Source organism: Paenibacillus sp. Negev47 (genome assembly GCF_058313655.1).
Genome location: NZ_CM177754.1, coordinates 5,165,153 through 5,183,728 on the forward strand (window position 1 = coordinate 5,165,153; position 18,576 = coordinate 5,183,728).

The following is an 18,576-nucleotide window of genomic DNA, read 5'->3' on the forward strand; positions in this document are numbered from 1 at the left end:
CGTTTAAAAGTAAATGATCATAAACATTTTGTATATTATAGTTTACATTAAGACAATTATCATGTACATTAGGTTCATGGAGGTGAGTAAGTGGAAGAATTACACAATCACGTTCGGGAGTTAAGAGCCAGAGACCGGCTGTCCCAAGCGGAACTAGCCAAGCTCATCGGCGCATCCCGCCAAACCATTGCCCTGATTGAACGTGGAGACTACTCTCCATCGGTCGTCCTGGCATTAAAAATAGCCCATGTATTTCGTGAACCTGTCGAAAAAATATTTGAATTGAAAGGTGGAGATTAGAATGAAAAATTCATCTTCCTCGTCCATCAAAAAGCGATTGCGTCTTCCCTTGTATGCAGCTGGTGGCGCTGTAGTTGGTTTTCTCGGAGCTAGCGGAGTCCGTAAAGTCCCTTCTGACTTGAACTGGACGTTGTCCGTGTACTATGACTATGATCTTTTATTCGCAATCCTGGCGGCTCTTGTGGTAGTTATGACGGTGTGGAACATCTTCAGTCTCTCACGCACGCCATCTGTCCCTCCCAATGAAGATGATGCTTATGGAGATTCTGATTCACTTATCTCTCCAGCAGAGCGCTCCCTCGGAAAAGCGATGATACTCAGCGGATTCAGTGTTATTGTCACGTTTACCTGGGCAGCACTTGCCTTGTCCTTGTATGCATCCAACCGAACGATGCCGAATTCTCCAGAACTGTTTAACCTCTTGAATCTCGTTGCTTCGTGTATCTCCATTATCATCGTCGTGGTAGTGCAAACTCTGACTGTGAAGCGATACAACCGTTATTATCCTGAGCGTACTCTGGATCTGAACTCGCGCAATATGAAGAAGGATCATTTTGAGAAGCTGGATGAAGGCGAGAAATGGCTTGTGTATCGCGCAGCCTATCGTTCTTTTCAGATGATGAATGTACTTCTTGGTGTCGGAATGGTCTCTATGGTTCTATATTCGATGCTCTTTACCTTTGCTCCATTCCCGATTGTAGTGCTCTCCGTTATCTGGATTGCCAACATTGGAATCTATTATCGTGAAACCTATCGCGCGAGTAATCAGTAATACATGGGTAGGTAACTATTTTGTAAATATTTTCATAAAGGAGTGTTTGCATGCATTTATCCAAACGAAACACCCGCTTCAGGTTCACCTCCCTAACAGGAGCTTTCATGGCCGTGGTTCTGTCTCTCAGTCTGTGGGTACCCGCAGTTCAGGCGGAGACCCCGACTTCTGTAGCTGCTGAACAGGAAAAGACGAAAGCGCTGACAACTGAATCGGCTACCGCATTTCTGGATTCATTCTTCGATTCACCTGAAGCAAAGCCCCATTATGTGGGAGCCTCCGTGGTGGTTGTGAAAGATGGCAAAGTACTGGCAGAAAAAGGATATGGTTTCTCCGATGTGGAGAGCAAAACACCGATCGATCCGAAAAAGACTGCCTTTCGTGTAGCCTCTGTCTCCAAAACGTTCACTTCAGCAGCTGTAATGCAGCTGGTCGAGCAAGGCAAGGTTGATCTGAAAGCTGATTTTCAGACCTATGTGAAAGGGCTCGAATTCGATAATCCTTTTGACAAACCTGTAACTGTGGAAAATCTCCTCACCCATACGACTGGATTCGAGATCCGCGATCCGCAGCCGGAAGACATCCACGATGACTTCGATAAGTACATAGCCATGGAGGATTATGCACAGCAACACATGCCTCCTGTTGTCAGAGAACCTGGTAGCGCCTATATGTACGATAACTTCTCGTTTTTGCTGCTCGGCATGATTGTCGAGAATGTAAGCGGTGAGCCCTATGAATCCTATATGCAGCAGCATATCTTCAAACCGCTTGGCATGGATAACAGCAGCTTCATGCTCAGCAAGAAGTTCCAGGAACAGCTCGCTACAGGCTATGATGCGGCACACAATCCGCTTGATCTGTACACCATCGATCCAACACCTATGCCTCAAGGCGGCATGTTGTCTACAGCAGAGGACATTGGGAAGTTCATGATCGCTTTCCTGAATGATGGCGTGAAGGACAACGAGCGGATTCTCAAGGAATCCACGGTAAAAAGCATGGAACAATACCGTTCTTCCATTCATCCATTGTTGCCGGACACCACCTATGGATTCGAAGCAGCATTACAGATTCCGGGTGCAGGAAGTAGTCCAAAAATTATTACGAAAGCAGGCGACCTGACTGGATTCAGCTCTTATCTCTTCCTTATTCCCGAGCAAAATACAGGCGTCTTCCTGACGTATAATCAGAATGGAGCACTTCGTAATCTGTTCTACCCGGCATTCATTCAGAATTTCTTCCCACAATATGCAGAGCCTGTGCAATTCAAGGAATACACACCACAATCAGCAGCTGAGCTGCAACGCTTCACCGGATTGTACGCAGATCTTCGACTTAGCACGATTGTAAGTTCTCTGAAAGGCGGCGGCGATAAGCCGGGACAACTAAGCATTAACGATGTATTCCTGGGTCAACGCAACCTGATTCAAGTGGAAGATAATCTCTTCAAAGATGAATTGACTGGTCAATTCACAGCATTCAAAGAATATGCAGATGGTACCACATACCTGAAAGAACCTTACCTCAACCCTATGGGTTATGAGAAAAAAGGTCAAAAGTCTATGGGCTTCCGGGATGTACGTGAGAACAGTCCATATGCTGAAGCAATCTACGCAATACAATCTCTTGGATATTATGAGAATGATGCCAACAAGGCTTTCCAACCGAAAACAGCTGTCACACGAGCTGAATTTATTGAGAACACCCTTAAACTGAGTGGATTGAAACCTAGCAAAACAACGCCTCCTGCAGGCACCGACTGGGCCGACCATGCAGCAGCCGGATATATTCAACTTGGATATGAAATGGGTATGATTACTGGCACGGACGAACAGCAGTTTAAGCCGGATCAAGTAATTATCCGACAGGAAGCAATGGTCATGATGTGGAGAATTCTGCAACTGCAATATCCTAATGAACTGTTCACGGATGTCCAACTTGCAGGAAACACGGACCCTTGGGCTGTGCCTGCTATTCAGATGATGGCGAAGCTTGGTATCCACGGACCTGAGGTGAAGGTTCTGGAGGATGGTTCCGTTGATTTCCTTTCTCGCAAACCTTTGATTCGTCAGGAAGAGGCTGCGATTATGTACGCGCTGCTTACACAGCCAACAGATCAAATCGTCGCTGAACTGATGGCTGCTCAGCAGCCGACAGCGGAACCAACGGATGAAGCAGCGCCTGAGGGTGATGAGGCAGAAACTGCTCCGGTTCCAGCTCCAACACTGGTCCCTTCTCCAGCATCGGCACAATAGAAATAAAACATCCTAATAGCGATTAGATTTATCATGCTCATGATGTAAGACAAACAGGCTTGTTCAGAAGGATACAATCCTTCCCGAACAAGCCTGTTTCTTTACTTTTCATAACTTATTATATCTATCTGTTACAGAGTGAGATCCGTTTCTACGCCAGTAAGGAAGAGACATGACGATTGCCATTACGCTGGTCGTACTTGTCTGCCGCTGCTTGGGCATACCCTGCAAAATAATTCGCCAGTTTATGCAAATCTCCCGGATCTCCCTCATAAGGGAAGGACGCAGGTAGACGAAGTCGATATTCTGGGGATTCGTCCGCCCAGCGACGTAACAAGGGTGCAGTTCTGGCATAGAACATCATTTTGGCAAATGGATCTTCATTATCCATCGCGTACACCAGACTTTCTTCCAGCACGTCGATCCCCTTCGCCGGATTGGTGCGTACAAGGTAATCCATTTGCTCGGCAAAGCTCCTCACAAAATCATTTTGTCCCTTGATCATCCGGTAGCCTTTTTGTTGATGTTTGTCTGCTTCCGCAGTCCGCCCCAATCTGTAAAGCGGCATCAAGATCTCCGACAACGTAAGATGTGGAATCTCCGCACAGCTCATCCGCCCTTTCAGGATCGGTTTTGCCACTTCAAGCACCTTCTCGTCATCACCCGTAAGGATGAAATAACGCATAATCTCATCCTGTTCACAGGCTTCGCAATCACTCATAAAGTCTCGATCCATGGTTCTGAACTTGGCATAACTGCTTCCTGCTTCCTCCAGATCCCCAAGATCCATGGAGATACGGAATCGATAATACCAATACGACCGTTCGCTGTATCCAAATGACTTGAAACGCTGTCCGAAGTCCTCAAGCAACTCCATTATTTTATCGTGAGACACTTCCGGGAAACTGGATAGTTTGCCTAGAATCCATTTGTAAGACCACATTAACGTTTCTTCATCATATTCTTCTGGCTGTTGGTCGAACTTGCCCAGCTGCCAGGAAAAAGCAATCAGTGCTTTCATCGGATAACCACAGAATGTCGCTGTCTCCACAATCTCCGATCTTGCTTCGTATGCCTCTTCCTCCATACCGTTCACATCGGCCACTCTAGCTGCTTCTTCCAGCATCCCCAGCTTCGCTGGGCCATTAGGCAAGCCATAGGCCTCGTCCATCAATTCTTCAAAGTCCATCTCTGTCTTCATCAGGCATCTCCCTTACGATCTGTATTTGCACGTAAACCCCAGTCTATAAAACGAACAATTCCCTGATTTAACACTTCAAGCTCTTGCTTGCTCATGGCATAATGCCCCATCATCAGTGCATTGACATACAGCATCTCAATGGCAATCGGCGTCATCTGGGCATCCGGTGATGTTAACACACGCTGAATAACCGGATTGTTCACATTCAAGTACAAGGTTGAATATCCTGCCGAACTAATTCCAGAGGACAAGGAGCCAAGCACAGATGAAAATAATTCAGTGCTCTCTTCGCTTGCTTTTTCCAGCGCACGTAGGGTAGAGGATTCCTGAGACAACGTGAACAACACCGGCAGATCCGATGGCTTGAAACCTTTGACCTCAGCCCGACATCTGAAGCGCTGCAAAGCGGAACCAGCCAGTCGCAACGCATCATAATATGGATTGCGTTCAGCAGGTGGCACATCGGTGAAGCTCATCGAGACCTGATCCGGCTGGAGCCGCTCCGTGTGGACATTGTGCACACAGAGCGGCAGTGTCCCCATCAACTCGCTGTCATAGATGTAGCCACCGTTAATAACCAGCATCGATTGTGCGGAAGCCACATGATGGATCTGACGGTACTCGTCGACAGAGGACGTGAAATACAGCGTCTCCCCTTCATCCATTAGCTCACCGAGTTCCCGGTGGCCCCTCGTGCTCTCAAATGGCAGCCAGCGGTGAATCATCGCGTAGAATGCCTGATCCTGTACAGCCAGCGCCTTCATGGACAGGGCATGCAGGCGAATCAGCTTCTGTAGCCGTTCCGTCTGGCTCTCAGCCATGTCGGCCAGTCCCTTGCGAAGTGCGTCTCCGAGTTCGGAGCGAACTTCCTCCAGCTTTTCATTTTCATAGAAATGTTCCCGCGAAGCCGTCGGTTGAAGCTCATCTGTCCAGATCAGACATTTCACGAAGAAAGCCCACTCTGGCAAAATGTTCTCTGCTTTCTCCGAAATCAGCATTCGCTTCAGATACACCCGGTGAGAACGCTTGGCATTCAGATTAACTGCGTGTGGCAGCACAAAAGCAATGCCTCCCGTGCGGCCTGAAGCCGTCGTCAAAGGAATAAAGTCCTGGAACTTCTCGCCAAGCAGACGTTCACCAAAAGCCAATACCTCTGCTCTGCGTGAACGTGCCAGTGCAGTATCCATCAGCCAGAAAGGCGTCTCGTTATTCACTACATGTTGCATACCGTCATGATGCAGCGTGACCGGATACGGCAATAACGCTCCATAATAGAACAGAGCTTCTTTCACATAATCTGCTTCAAAGTAGTGAGCTGCGTCTGGTGTGCAGCGTAGATATACTTTGGTCCCTGGGGACAGTTGTGTATCCAGCTGACGGATCGTATATGTGCCATCCGGCTTCCCCCGCCATTCCATCGAAGGGCCGCCCTTGGCGGATTGCGTCAGCATAACGATTTCGTGACTCACCATGAAACAGGATAACAACCCGATCCCGAAACGTCCGATAAACGAAGACTCTCCATCCAGCAGCGCTTGCTGTCCGCGCTTCGAGGATTGTCCAATCATGGCCAGGAACTCATGGATATCAGCTTCAGTCAAGCCGATGCCGTTGTCCTCCACCATCATGGTCCGTTGTTCACCTGTTCCTGTCAGTTCTACACGCACTGTACCCTGATATCCTGATTCCACCTCTGTTCGTGCAGTAATCGCATCCGTCGCATTCTGCATCAGTTCGCGCAAGAACACTTTCGGACTGCTATATAAATGGTTGGACAAAATCTGGATCATACCGCTCAGATTCACTTGAAAACGATACTCATTGGATGCTGTCATGACTCACTCACCTTCCTCTACGTCCAAACACAATATGTATCCATACGATGTATACATATGAATGTGTTAGACGAATTCATTATGTAATTGTTAAAACAGACGCTCCCATGACAGGCAATCCAAGGCATGACGTCAAGCCCGCCCTGGGTAACCAAGACCGGCGTTAGATGCATATTCCAGGCATGCCTGAGATGTCTGCCTTTATATCCTTACAATAAGGATACATGGTACAAGCCATAGTGAAAACAAACCTGAGACCCGATTTGAAGGGAAATTGAGGGTATGTGTGCATCCTCCATCCGGGACTATTGACGGAGAGATTTATCTTTTTTTTTCATCCATTTGAACGATATGCTCCTACCGGACGTATAATCTCCAAACTCAGATCGGACGGTGAATGTACATGATCGAAGTACGAAATATATCCAAGCAATTCAAGGTGCATCAAGCACTGAATGATGTCAGCTTCACAGTTAAGCAAGGCAGCGTCACTGGGTTGATTGGCCCCAACGGTTCGGGCAAAACCACACTGATCCGTATCATGAACGGTGTCTTGGGTGCCTCAGGTGGACAGGTAACCATTAACGGATTGGACGCGGCTCGTGAGGCGGAGAAAGTACTGGCCATGTGTGGCACCCTTACCGAACAAAGTGGATTATATGAAAATATGAGCGGGCGTGACAATCTGACATTCTTCGCTGATGCATTCGGTCTGAAGCAAGCCAGAGAACGAATTGATGAGCTTGTGAACCTGTTCGAGTTGCAGGAATATCAGCATCGCAAAGTCGGCACCTATAGCACAGGCATGAAGAAACGCTTGGGCCTTGCACGAGTGCTCTTGCACCGTCCTTCCATCCTGTTTCTGGATGAGCCAACCAATGGCCTGGATCCGGATGGAATTCAGATGGTGCTTCGCATCATCCGGCAGTTAAATAAGGAAGAAAAGATGACGATTCTGGTCTCGTCTCACGTGCTGTCTCAACTGTCAGCTGTCTGTGATCGTTATATTTTCATGGAAAAGGGCCGCATTGTTGAGGAGGGTACGGAACAGGAGATTGTTAGCCGGTACCTGTCCACACCAAAGCTCGAAGTAGAAGCCAACATGCCTAATGGATGGCACAATTCAACCGATTATACGCCTGAGACAACATCCGCATATCAAGCGACGTATCAGCTTCCATCCCGTGAGGATATTCCACTGTTGTTACGGCAATTAACGGAGCACGGCCAAGTCTATCAGGCCCGCATCACGGGCAGTGATCTGGAAAGTATCTATTTTGCCATAAGGGAGGCACACCATCATGAATAACCGCCAAGCCATACGTGCACTGGTACGCAAAGATATTCGGTCCGTCACAGCCAGTGTTCAGCTCTGGTTGCCCATGTTAATCGTTCCACTGATCATCGGAATTATCATGCCCTCTGCGCTCCTGTGGGCGGCCTCCAGAATGGAACTTCGTTCTCTGGGCAACATCAGCTTTCTGCTCGAATCATTGGATACGTTAACCCATAGTGGACAGATTCCTCAGCTTGCTTCCATGCCTACAGATAATCATCGTATTGTATATTATTTGGCCATGTATATGTTCGCTCCCTTGTTTCTCATCATTCCGGTGATGGCGTCCAGTATTCTGACGGCCAATAGTTTCGCTGGAGAGAAGGAACGTAAAACGCTGGAAGGATTGTTATTTGCACCGATCAGTATGGACACTCTTTTTAAAGGCAAAGTACTGGCTGCCCTGATCCCATCCATTCTATTATCCTGGGTTACTTTCCTGATCTACGGATTGATAGCCAATATTCTGATGTACCCCATGTTTGGAACGTTGATGTTTCCCAATCTGAACTGGATGATTCTGGTCCTGTGGGTTGTTCCTGCTTGCAGTCTTATGGTGATTTTGTTAAACGTGCTGATCTCGGCTAAGGTTCGTGGGTTCCAGGAAGCCTATCAGCTCGGAGGATTGATCGTCCTTCCCCTAATCGCCTTAGTCGCTGGTCAGGCCAGTGGCATGCTGTTGATCGGTCCCTGGGTATTATTCATCATTGGAGCTGTGCTCCTGCTTATTAGTCTGGTTCTGCTTCGTTTGGTCACGCTGTGGAATAGTCGTCAGCAACTGGCGGAAAGTCAGATCTGACTGATGTGCAGATTGAGAAATAAATAAACGCAGGGTATGATGTGGAGACATATACTTTCGGATGGTAATAGAGAGGAATGGAATAACCGCATGGAATCCAAACTACTTCAAAAATTAAAATATGCTTCACAATTAACAGCACAGGAGAAGCATATTGTGGACTATATCCTGAACAATCCCGAAGTTGTATTCGATTCAACGGCCCAAGAACTGGCTCAGCAGACCTATACAAGCTCATCCACCATTGTTCGCTTATGCAAAAAGCTGGGTACCAAGGGGTACCCAGACTTTCAGTTAAAGCTCGCTGTCCAAAATGTCTTCGATGGTTGCTGTACTTTATATTTTCGACATGTTGTACATGGGAAGCATTAGCGACACGTATTAACGATTACCGTTGATCTGCTGCGAATGTAATTCCGGCATCCTTACGCGCACTCATAAGTACACTCATCACAGACTGGCTGTGTTCCAGCAGTTCGTAAGACCGTTTGTGATCCCCACTTGCATGGATGTCCCTGAACGCTTCCCACTCATAGTACAGCCAATTGGATTTGGTCTGGGCATTATACGCCTCAGCAGGCTCATTTCCGATCTGAAGCTTGATCTCCCGGCAACCGTTTGCTCCTCCCACAACCTGAAGATACCCCTTCTCGCCCTGAATAAGGACAAAGTTCATACTGCTTGTGTCTTTGGCACCTACACATTCCGCAATAAACTCCGGATATTTAAGAATCACAACACCTGATGTATCAATGCCGTTCGCATGCTGGTTCGCGGTATACGATACGGAATTCGGACTGCCGAACAGATTCATGACCAGATGCAGATTATAAATATTGATATCCATCAGTGCTCCACCAGAGAATTGTGGATTAAATACGTTCGGTGTCTCCCCTGCTAGTAGATCATTATATTTGCGCGAGTATTGACTGTAGTTACACTGGATGAGTTTGATTGGACCGAGCTTGGGCAGCTGCTCCTGTATGATTTTAATATTGGGCAGATGTATGTTAGAGATGGCTTCAAACAGCAACAGATTTTTTTCCTTCGCAAGTGCAATCAGCGTTTCTGCTTCCTCAAGCGTAGACGTGAACGGTTTTTCACAGACCACATGTTTGCCATGTTGAAGTGCCTGATAGGCCTGTTCGTAATGCATGCTATTCGGTGACGCAATGTAGATGAGATCTACATTGCTATCTGCGAATAGGGATTCCAGATCCGTATAGATTGTATTTACAGCGTATTTTCCCGCAAGCTCCTGTGCTGTCTCTCTCTTCCGGGAATACATTGCTGTACAAGTGACATCCTCCAGTTCATTTATCGCGGATAGAATGGCATCCACAATGGACCCCGTACCAATCGTTGCTATATTCATCATATTATTTCGCTCCTGTCGTTGGTTTGTCAGTCGGCTCTCTTCGCTACTTCGACGCCTTCATGCAAATGCATGAAATTCAATTTCATTCTCTTCTTTTTTCATATTCGAGATCTAACATATCTTCCATTGTTTACCGATATAACATAAGGCGTTAATTACATACATATAGAACGAAGGGGACGATGAAAGAATGAAAACAGGGTATACATACTTGCAACGCACTATCTGTACATTGCTGCTCATTACACTGCTTGCAGCAATGACATTGGGAGGCGGAAGCGCAGCCCAGGCAGCTTCACTCAGCCAATCCACAGTGTATTATGAGTCCGACGGAGTCTTGTACAAAGTATCCGCTGATGGTAGCAACACGACTGAAGTATTAATTGATTTCCAAGGTGTGGACTTGCTCGCAGCAGGCTCTTATCTCTACTACACCCAGACTGCTTCTTCCACAACCTTGCTTCGGGTTCCGAATGACGGGTCCAGTGATGCGGCGGAGACATTTGCTACAGATGTACTCAGCTATTATACGGATAACGGGTTCATCTATTATCTGGACGCTACAGGTACGATCTATCGCGCTAATGGCAATAGTGATGCTTCCACTGCCACCAAGATTGCCGACAAGGCCGATACCGATTTTCCGTTTCTTGTGGTCGTCAAAGGGCGTGCCTACTATAATGCGTTAGTTAATGGAAACACATGGATCGTCTCCAAAACGTCCAACGGCTCTGGAGCTGTACAGCGGATTGCCGCAGGTGCAGTGGAAAGTCGTTATTTTACCAATCAAGCCAAAAAAGAACTGCAACTAATGGTGAATACAGATCCCGACGAGCAGTTCTACTCCACCAATGCTGTCGTTATGTATAAGGTGAATTACAACACTGGCAAGGCCACTGCTGTTAATCCAAAAGCCAAGCTGGATGTGAATGCTGTATATTCCGGTGGATGGGGAAACAACCTTTACGTGTATAACAAAGGAATCGCGCTGGATAGTAACAAGGATTACAATTACGCCAAAGGCAAAGCGTTTGCGTTAACGACTTCAGCCAAAACGCTTCAGCTTCATAACAAGAGCGTCCGGGAAGTAAGTGCACTCGGTACAGACAAGGTTGTCCTTGTTGATGCAGACAAAAAGGCTTATGCCAAAACGGTCTCCGGCAACAAAGTGACCAAGTCCGCCAACCTGAACCTGAACAATGTAACGTATGTTGCGAATCAATTGACCAATGGCACATCTACGGCTGCATACATCTCGGGCAATAACGGTCTCTATTCAGTCAACACAGCTCTCAAGGTAACCAAACTTACCAGTGACGAATGGGATGCATTCCATATCAGAGATGATGTTGCCGGCCTGTTCTACATCAATGCCAAAGATCAGTATCGCCTTTATCACGTGCAAACGGGTGGAACTGGTAAAAAAGTAATGAGTGACGTTTTCCTCGACAATATTCTATTGGTAACACCATACTAACCTATACTGTGGATTCAGACATATAGCCTATTTAACAGTCTTGTCCATAACGATGAGGATTACCTTGCAGCCATACTGGCTCTGGGTAGTCCTTTTTCGTGTCGAAAACTATTTTTCAAAAACATCTTCCATATGAGAATGATAATTGTTATCATTAAGAAAATAAGACAAAAGGATGGTCCGTATGACTGAACAGTTTCCTTTCATTGCTGAAACCTCATCTCTACCGCTCCTCTCCTCCATGTGCCGTGTGCGTCGCGGGGAGAACTTCCGTGTGCAAGGCAAGACGGTGTCCCGGCCCATGCTCTGTTTTATTTTGCAAGGAGACGGTGTTCTGGTCCTGAATGATACAGTCTATACGGCTCAAGCGGGCAGTTTCTTCGTGTTGAATCCGGGCACAACCATTGAGGCTGCTGCGCGCTCGAAAGTAACCGAATGTATATTAATAAGCATGGATACCGTTCGTTTGCAGCAAGTTCGCGGTGAATGGAAAATGACCTCTACTCCTGGCTTCCCGCTGGATTGGCAGACAGGCAGATTGCTGGTTCGTCACGAGCAGCAGGCTGTATCACGTTTGGGACAACTGTATGAAACCTATCGCGGTCTTCAACCGGATCACTTTATCAGCATACATAGCCAGCTGCACGAACTGCTGCAGTTTCTCTCGGAGAATCGGCTGGAAGCCAATCATGAGAAAGTGGACCCTGCCTTGGAACGCAGCATTATGTATATGCGACGCTTCATGAGTGAAGGAATCAGCATGGATCAGCTCGCCAAGATTGCTGGACTCACACCCAGCTCTTATTCTCGCAGTTTCAAGAAAGCCAAGGGCATGTCACCCACCGATTACCTGAACCGTTTACGTATAGACGAAGCCAAAAAACAGCTCACAGCGGAAACGTGTATCCTTAAAGACGTCGCGATATCTGTTGGGTACGGCAACGAGTATTATTTTAGCCGCAAATTCAAACAAACCTTGGGGATTGCACCCAGCGTATATATGAAAAGAGATCAACTTCGAGTTGCCACGGCATCCATCATGGGATTCCACGAGAACCTTGCTTCGCTTGGACTGCATCCGGTAGCTGTGCTGGAAGAAGCCCTTGATCGCGATGCCAATGATTATGAACAAGAACGCCGATTAACCAGGCAATTAGATCAACTTCGGCAGGCGAAGCCAGACTTGATCATCGGTGACTTTTACCACAAGACCTATTACGATCGTCTGAAAAGCATTGCACCCACTATCATTTTGGAATCAACAAATGACTGGCAAGAGAACCATATTCGCATAGCCGAACTGGTTGGACGTGAGAAGCAGGCATTGCTGAATTTCAAGGAACTTGAGTTTCGCAAACTTGAAGCAGGCCAAAGCCTACAACCGTATTTCGAACAGGGACGTATTGCTCTCATGCACATTACGAGCCAGTTCATCCGCTTGCAGGGATCTGGCGACCACCCGTTAAATCAGTTGTTGTATGATGAACTGGGGCTCCACCCGGCCCAGCTTGTATCTCCCGAAATCTACAGAAATGAATATGCAGCGGATAGTATCCCCGTGCTGGACACGGACTACCTGTTTATTCATCGTTCTGCGCTTCAGCCTGCCAGTGAAAAGGTGTTCCGACGCATGAAGCAAACGGCATCGTGGAATCGATCCCCTGCTGTGTTGAAAGGCAACGTTCACGACATCTCGAATTGGCAACGGTTATGCTGGACTCCAGCTGGACGTCTGCAGATTCTAAACGAACTGGAACAGATTGCCCAGCAGTCGGTGGTCTTTCCTCATGCAACTCTGATCGGACATTAAACGTGAACATAAGTCGATACGATGGACAAGGCTATTTTTTACATCGTGTTCCTTCAATTATAATAGAGTAAGATATTGCACAGGCCAAAGGGCCCTCTCCTGTAACGGAAAGGGCCCTTTGCATGTAATTATGAGTGTTCCTTAATCTCTTCCTTCGGAACCAACTTGTATATCTCTTCATCTTCCATGGTATCGATTAACCGATCCAACCATTTGTAATATGCTTCCGCTTGCAAAACCTTGTGTTTGTCTTCCATCAAGATGTGGATAAGTTCAGCATCAGCCTGCTCATCCAGATCATCGACTAATCGATTCAGTTCTTCAATCGATTTGCGTAGAACCTGAAGGTTACTCTCCACGGCTTTTCTCCATTTGATAGCAAAATAATCCGTAAACGTCTGATGCCAGTCATATTCCACTACATATAGGTCTTTTCTGGAGCCCTTGCTCCACACTTTATTTACCATTTTCAAATCCAGCAGTGTTCGCACACCTGTACTCATACTCGTTTTGCTCATTTCCATTTCCCGTCCCATATCGTCAAGGGTCATTGGTTTGTCTGCAAAAAATAGCAATCCATATAAGTGTCCTGTAGATAGCGTAACGCCGTAAAGATCCATATTACGTCCAATGGCTTCAATGACGCGCTTACGAATCCTCAGCACGGTTGCCTGCTGTTCCTCTTGTAAATGGTCCAAGCCCATGCTTGCAACCTCCATTCTGCATTCCCAGTCTTGGCAAAATAATTGCAACACTTTAAAGTCCTGCTTACATGGGAAAGCATCCGGCCGGACATCCTATATGCCAGAGGGTTTCCTTTCACCCAATGTATGAAAATGGGAACTTTACCATCCTGCAATTGCCTACGACTATCTTTTAACCAAATAAATTAGCTTCAATTCAACTCATTTTCTATTGTAGGAAAAGCAATGTCAAATGTAAAGGTGCCTTATTAGCCAGAATAAGGAGAATGACGGAGTATTTGGACGAAAAACTTTGTACAGTTTTTACTGTACAAACATTATGTACTGTTTATTCGGTTGATATACTGGTTAAGTATTGTTAGAATTATATACGTTACCCAGAAAGACGGGAAGCGAAGCAACAATTACCGGATTTCGTGGCTGGGCGCACAAGTGTATGGGCTTGTGGATGCTAAAGCCGTTCGAAGTGCACAACACATCAGAAGGGGTGAAAACATGACCATACTTGAAGTGAAAAACGTAAGTAAATTGTTTGGACCCCAAACCGAGCAAGGTCTGCAATTACTGGAGCAAGGTTGGGGAAAAGAAAAGTTGGCCAAAGAAAAACAGATAACGGTTGGTGTCAACCGGGTCAACATGGAGATTAAGGAAGGCGAAATATTCGTTATAATGGGGCTGTCCGGGAGTGGTAAATCCACACTGGTACGGATGTTCAATCGCCTGATTGAACCAACATCCGGAGAAATTCTGGTCCATGGTAAGGATCTACGCAAGATGAACAAAGAACAATTGCGCGAAGTGCGCCGGAAAACGATCAGCATGGTCTTCCAGAAGTTTGCGTTATTCCCGCACCGTACCGTTCTTGATAATGTGGAGTATGGATTAGAAATACAGAAAGTAGACAAAGAAGTACGCCGTGAGAAGGCGAAAACTTCACTTGAGCTGGTTGGCCTTAAAGGCTGGGAAGACAAAATGCCAGATGAACTCAGTGGCGGGATGCAACAACGTGTCGGCTTGGCCCGTGCACTTGCCAATGATCCGGAAGTATTATTAATGGATGAAGCCTTTAGTGCACTTGATCCATTGATTCGTCGTGATATGCAAGATGAGTTGATCGAGCTTCAGGATAAAATGAAAAAGACGATTATTTTCATTACCCATGACTTGGACGAAGCGCTGCGCATCGGCGATCGTATTGCCCTCATGAAAGACGGCGCAGTCGTGCAGATCGGTACACCGGAAGAAATCATGATTCAACCGGCCAACTCATATGTGGCCCGCTTCGTCGAAGACGTGGATCTGTCCAAGGTCCTTACTGCATCTCATGTGATGCGTCGCCCTGAAACAATTACGCTTGACCGTGGTCCTCGTGTTGCCCTCGAATTAATGCGCGAACGTGGTATTTCCAACCTGTTTGTCATTGACCGTTCGAAGAAGCTACTTGGTGTTATTACAGCAGAAGATGCTACTCGTGCGATGCGCGAAAACAAAGTATTGAACGACATTCTGATCACGGACGGACCGACGGTGTCCCCTGAGACCCTGATTCATGAATTGTTCGAAATTGTAAGTTCTGCCCATGTGCCTCTCGCTGTTGTTGGTGAGAATGGCCGTCTGCAAGGTGTTATCGTCCGCGGTGCCCTGCTGGGTGCACTTAGCGGTGAAGTTGCAGTAAAGGAGGAACTTGTGAATGATTCCCAAAATACCACTAGCATCGTGGATTGAATCCATTGTTGACTGGATGAGCTCCTCGCTCTCCGGATTGTTTAACGTAATCTCTGTTGTTATTCAGGAAGTGGTCGGATTCTTCTCCGGGCTGTTCATGCTGCCACATCCACTCCTGTTCATCGCCATATTGGGTGTTCTTGCGTTCCTCGTAGGTCGACTCCCACTTACGCTATTCACGGTTATCGGGTTCTTGCTCGTAGACAACTTGGGCTACTGGTCCCAATCTATGGACACACTCGGACTGGTTATCACTTCAGGATTGGTCTCGATCCTCCTTGGTGTACCCGTCGGAATCTGGCTCGCATACAGTAAAACCGCGGCGCGTATCGTTACACCGTTGCTTGACTTCATGCAGACAATGCCTGCATTTGTCTACTTGCTGCCTGCGGTTACGTTCTTTAGCCTTGGTGTCGTTCCAGGTGTTATCGCATCTGTTATATTCGCGATTCCACCAACGATTCGTCTGACTCACCTGGGTATCAAACAGGTATCCAGCGAATTGGTTGAAGCAGCCGATGCATTCGGCTCGACTTCCATGCAAAAACTGTTCAAAGTTCAACTTCCACTCGCTTTGCCTACTGTGATGTCCGGTATTAACCAGACCATCATGCTGTCACTTTCCATGGTTGTTATTGCATCCATGATTGGTGCACAGGGTATTGGTGCGGAAGTATATCGTGCGGTAACACAGCTTCAAATCGGTAAAGGTTTCGAAGCCGGTCTTGCTGTTGTCGTACTCGCGATTGTGCTGGACCGTTTCACACAAAATCTGTTTATGCCAGGTCGCAAAAGAACCTCACGCATTACAACAAAGCAAAAAGCGTGGATCACTGCTGCAGCAACATTCCTTGTGTTAGTAGCTGGTTTCTCACAATACTTCGTTGGTGGCACGACTTCCGCTGGCGGCAACAACTCAGCAGCCAATGCTGTAGGTGAAGAAGTGAACTATCAGATTATTGGTATCGATCCAGGGGCTGGTATCATGAAGTCCGCAGCTAAAGCGATCGAAGACTATAACCTGACTGACTGGACTCTCATTGAAGGATCAGGTGCAGCCATGACGGCCACACTGGACAAAGCGCTCAAAAATGAAGACCCAATCATCATTACGGGTTGGACTCCGCACTGGATGTTCAACAAATATGATCTGAAATATCTGGAAGATCCAGAGAAATCTTTCGGTGATGCTGAAGAAATTCATACTATCGTCCGTAAAGGTCTGAAAGAAGATCACCCTGTTGCCTTTGAATTCCTGTCCCGTTTCCAATGGACATCAGATGAAATGGGTGAAATGATGACTGCCATTCAGGATGGCACATCCGCAGAAGAAGCAGCTAAAGCTTATGCCGAGAAACATGCCGATCAGATTGCTGAGTGGACCAAAGGTCTGACTCCAGTGAACGGTGATGCTTTCAAACTGAGCTATGTGGCTTGGGATTCCGAAATCGCAAGTACTAACTTGCTGAAATATGTGATGGAAAACAATCTGGGTTATAAAGTTAACGCTCTGCAAGTAGAAGCCGGACCGATGTGGACGGGTGTTGCCTCAGGCGACGTAGATGCCTCTCCAGCAGCTTGGCTGCCATTGACACACGCTGACTACTGGGAACGTTACAAAGACCAGGTGGACGATCTGGGTGCCAATATGAAGGGTGTACGTACAGGACTCGTGGTTCCTAGTTACATGACTGAAGTAAACTCCATTGCCGATCTGGAGACAGGTGCCGCTTCTTCCACTCCATCAGCAAGTGCCAATGTGGGTGAAGAGGTTAATCACCAGATCATCGGTATCGATCCAGGTGCTGGTATTATGAAATCCACGGCTAGTGCGATTGAAGCATACGGACTGACCAACTGGAAGTTGATTGAAGGTTCCGGAGCAGCCATGACGGCTACTCTGGACAAAGCTTTTAAGAACGAAGAATCAATTATCATTACAGGTTGGACTCCGCACTGGATGTTCAATCAGTATGATCTGAAGTATCTGGAAGATCCCGACAAGGTCTATGGTGACGCGGAAGAAATTCACACCATTGCCCGCAAAGGTCTAAAAGAAGATCATCCTGTTGCCTATGAATTCTTGTCACGCTTCAACTGGACATCGGATGAAATGGGTGAAATGATGATTGCCATTCAAGATGGAACTTCTCCAGAACAAGCTGCCCAAGATTACGCAGAGAAACATGCGGATCAAATCGATGAATGGACTAAAGATTTGACTCCGGTGAATGGGGATACATTCCGATTGGGTTATGTGGCTTGGGACTCCGAAATCGCAAGTACAAACCTGCTGAAATATGTGATGGAGACCAAACTTGGTTACAAAGTAACAGCGTTACAAGTTGAAGCCGGACCAATGTGGACTGGCGTTGCAACAGGCGATGTGGATGCTTCTCCTGCTGCCTGGTTGCCTCTCACACATGCCGATTACTGGGATAAATACAAAGATCAACTCGATGATCTCGGTGCCAACATGACTGGTGTTAAAACCGGATTAGTTGTGCCTGAATATATGGATGTCAAATCCATTGAAGATTTAAAAGATAATTAAACCAGATTGAGATGAATAAACCTGAATTTGGTAAAAAGGCCACCGAAATTATTCGGTGGCCTTTTTCTGTCATCTTTTTTTCTGCGGTCTTTCTCAGCCAATCTTGAGCTACGTGAAACTACACGACCTGACTCTTATATGCTTACAAAATACATGTTCTATGTAGGCAAAATGCTATCTAATCCTTAACTGCCGCTAACCGATCAGTAACAGTAATACACCAATGACAATCATGACAACACCCAGAATACCATACACTACCCTTGCGCCCTGTCGTCCAATGGTCCTCACAAAAATGCCTGCTCTAAAACTCTTCATAAACCAGTCCCAGTTATTGATTCCTCCGAGTAAACTAAAAATTCCTGCCGCTATAGCCAATAGTGCGATTAAAACGGGTTGATCTTGCATTTCGTCAACACTCCTTCAA

15 protein-coding genes are annotated in these 18,576 nt (G+C 46.7%); 10 read left to right on the forward strand and 5 right to left on the reverse strand.

Annotated elements, in window-relative coordinates; translation table 11 throughout:
• The first annotated feature begins 90 nt into the window (after positions 1-90).
• The 3 genes from AC4G47_RS23410 to AC4G47_RS23420 are packed head-to-tail and all read left to right on the forward strand — an operon-like array spanning position 91 to position 3,330.
• Positions 91-300: a helix-turn-helix transcriptional regulator gene (locus tag AC4G47_RS23410; RefSeq protein WP_017690042.1), complete on the forward strand. Its 210-nt coding sequence runs from the start codon at positions 91-93 to the stop codon at positions 298-300.
• A gap of 1 nt (position 301) precedes the next feature.
• A complete protein-coding gene (locus AC4G47_RS23415) occupies positions 302-1,072 on the forward strand; it encodes a DUF3169 family protein (RefSeq protein WP_491102951.1) in 771 nt (256 codons plus the stop codon).
• Positions 1,073-1,122: 50 nt separating this feature from the next.
• Positions 1,123-3,330 (forward strand): serine hydrolase domain-containing protein, encoded by a 2,208-nt coding sequence (locus AC4G47_RS23420; protein ID WP_491102952.1) that lies wholly within the window; start codon positions 1,123-1,125, stop codon positions 3,328-3,330.
• Between the two features lie 151 nt (positions 3,331-3,481).
• On the opposite strand, the gene AC4G47_RS23425 is transcribed toward AC4G47_RS23420, so the two are convergent.
• Together AC4G47_RS23425 and AC4G47_RS23430 are read right to left on the reverse strand one after the other, a co-directional pair.
• Positions 3,482-4,531: a hypothetical protein gene (locus tag AC4G47_RS23425; RefSeq protein WP_491102953.1), complete on the reverse strand. Its 1,050-nt coding sequence runs from the start codon at positions 4,529-4,531 to the stop codon at positions 3,482-3,484.
• Complete coding sequence (locus AC4G47_RS23430) at positions 4,531-6,366, reverse strand: HSP90 family protein (RefSeq protein ID WP_491102954.1); 1,836 nt, start codon at positions 6,364-6,366, stop codon at positions 4,531-4,533. The genes AC4G47_RS23425 and AC4G47_RS23430 overlap by 1 nt, the downstream gene beginning before the upstream one ends.
• 403 nt (positions 6,367-6,769) lie before the next feature.
• Between AC4G47_RS23430 and AC4G47_RS23435 the strand changes: the two genes are divergently transcribed.
• The 3 genes from AC4G47_RS23435 (at position 6,770) to AC4G47_RS23445 (ending at position 8,873) form a co-directional block, all read left to right on the forward strand.
• A complete protein-coding gene (locus tag AC4G47_RS23435) occupies positions 6,770-7,675 on the forward strand; it encodes an ABC transporter ATP-binding protein (protein WP_491102956.1) in 906 nt (301 codons plus the stop codon).
• Positions 7,668-8,501, forward strand: coding sequence for an ABC transporter permease subunit (locus AC4G47_RS23440; protein WP_491102957.1), 834 nt, complete (start codon positions 7,668-7,670; stop codon positions 8,499-8,501). The genes AC4G47_RS23435 and AC4G47_RS23440 overlap by 8 nt, the downstream gene beginning before the upstream one ends.
• A gap of 90 nt (positions 8,502-8,591) precedes the next feature.
• The gene (locus AC4G47_RS23445; protein ID WP_491102959.1) at positions 8,592-8,873 is read left to right on the forward strand and encodes a MurR/RpiR family transcriptional regulator; all 282 of its coding nucleotides are present in this window, start codon (positions 8,592-8,594) and stop codon (positions 8,871-8,873) included.
• Positions 8,874-8,889: 16 nt separating this feature from the next.
• Here the strand turns inward: AC4G47_RS23445 and AC4G47_RS23450 are convergent, their stop codons facing one another.
• On the reverse strand, positions 8,890-9,876 hold the full coding sequence (locus tag AC4G47_RS23450) for a Gfo/Idh/MocA family protein (protein ID WP_491106772.1): 987 nt from the start codon (positions 9,874-9,876) through the stop codon (positions 8,890-8,892).
• 193 nt (positions 9,877-10,069) lie between these two features.
• On the opposite strand from AC4G47_RS23450, the gene AC4G47_RS23455 reads away from it, so the two are divergent.
• A complete protein-coding gene (locus tag AC4G47_RS23455; protein ID WP_491102960.1) occupies positions 10,070-11,356 on the forward strand; it encodes a DUF5050 domain-containing protein in 1,287 nt (428 codons plus the stop codon).
• 184 nt (positions 11,357-11,540) lie between these two features.
• Entirely contained in the window at positions 11,541-13,166 is a 1,626-nt protein-coding gene (locus tag AC4G47_RS23460) for a helix-turn-helix domain-containing protein (RefSeq protein WP_491102961.1), read from the forward strand.
• Between the two features lie 128 nt (positions 13,167-13,294).
• On the opposite strand, the gene AC4G47_RS23465 is transcribed toward AC4G47_RS23460, so the two are convergent.
• Entirely contained in the window at positions 13,295-13,870 is a 576-nt protein-coding gene (locus AC4G47_RS23465) for a GbsR/MarR family transcriptional regulator (protein ID WP_491102963.1), read from the reverse strand.
• A 495-nt stretch (positions 13,871-14,365) separates the two neighbouring features.
• On the opposite strand from AC4G47_RS23465, the gene AC4G47_RS23470 reads away from it, so the two are divergent.
• Positions 14,366-15,595, forward strand: coding sequence for a quaternary amine ABC transporter ATP-binding protein (locus tag AC4G47_RS23470; RefSeq protein ID WP_491102965.1), 1,230 nt, complete (start codon positions 14,366-14,368; stop codon positions 15,593-15,595).
• Positions 15,561-18,149, forward strand: coding sequence for a glycine betaine ABC transporter substrate-binding protein (locus AC4G47_RS23475; protein WP_491102967.1), 2,589 nt, complete (start codon positions 15,561-15,563; stop codon positions 18,147-18,149). The genes AC4G47_RS23470 and AC4G47_RS23475 overlap by 35 nt, the downstream gene beginning before the upstream one ends.
• A gap of 195 nt (positions 18,150-18,344) precedes the next feature.
• Here the strand turns inward: AC4G47_RS23475 and AC4G47_RS23480 are convergent, their stop codons facing one another.
• Entirely contained in the window at positions 18,345-18,557 is a 213-nt protein-coding gene (locus AC4G47_RS23480; protein ID WP_458125716.1) for an immunity 17 family protein, read from the reverse strand.
• Between the last annotated feature and the right edge of the window lie 19 nt (positions 18,558-18,576).

Bases quoted from the DNA above. Each gene is read 5' to 3' on its own strand.
- AC4G47_RS23425 (WP_491102953.1), bottom strand. From the start codon at position 4,531: ATGAAGACAGAGATGGACTTTGAAGAATTGATGGACGAGGCCTATGGC.
- AC4G47_RS23475 (WP_491102967.1), top strand. From the start codon at position 15,561: ATGATTCCCAAAATACCACTAGCATCGTGGATTGAATCCATTGTTGAC.
- AC4G47_RS23440 (WP_491102957.1), top strand. From the start codon at position 7,668: ATGAATAACCGCCAAGCCATACGTGCACTGGTACGCAAAGATATTCGG.
- AC4G47_RS23435 (WP_491102956.1), top strand. From the start codon at position 6,770: ATGATCGAAGTACGAAATATATCCAAGCAATTCAAGGTGCATCAAGCA.
- AC4G47_RS23430 (WP_491102954.1), bottom strand. From the start codon at position 6,366: ATGACAGCATCCAATGAGTATCGTTTTCAAGTGAATCTGAGCGGTATG.
- AC4G47_RS23445 (WP_491102959.1), top strand. From the start codon at position 8,592: ATGGAATCCAAACTACTTCAAAAATTAAAATATGCTTCACAATTAACA.
- AC4G47_RS23465 (WP_491102963.1), bottom strand. From the start codon at position 13,870: ATGGGCTTGGACCATTTACAAGAGGAACAGCAGGCAACCGTGCTGAGG.
- AC4G47_RS23470 (WP_491102965.1), top strand. From the start codon at position 14,366: ATGACCATACTTGAAGTGAAAAACGTAAGTAAATTGTTTGGACCCCAA.
- AC4G47_RS23460 (WP_491102961.1), top strand. From the start codon at position 11,541: ATGACTGAACAGTTTCCTTTCATTGCTGAAACCTCATCTCTACCGCTC.
- AC4G47_RS23480 (WP_458125716.1), bottom strand. From the start codon at position 18,557: ATGCAAGATCAACCCGTTTTAATCGCACTATTGGCTATAGCGGCAGGA.
- AC4G47_RS23415 (WP_491102951.1), top strand. From the start codon at position 302: ATGAAAAATTCATCTTCCTCGTCCATCAAAAAGCGATTGCGTCTTCCC.
- AC4G47_RS23420 (WP_491102952.1), top strand. From the start codon at position 1,123: ATGCATTTATCCAAACGAAACACCCGCTTCAGGTTCACCTCCCTAACA.
- AC4G47_RS23450 (WP_491106772.1), bottom strand. From the start codon at position 9,876: ATGAATATAGCAACGATTGGTACGGGGTCCATTGTGGATGCCATTCTA.
- AC4G47_RS23455 (WP_491102960.1), top strand. From the start codon at position 10,070: ATGAAAACAGGGTATACATACTTGCAACGCACTATCTGTACATTGCTG.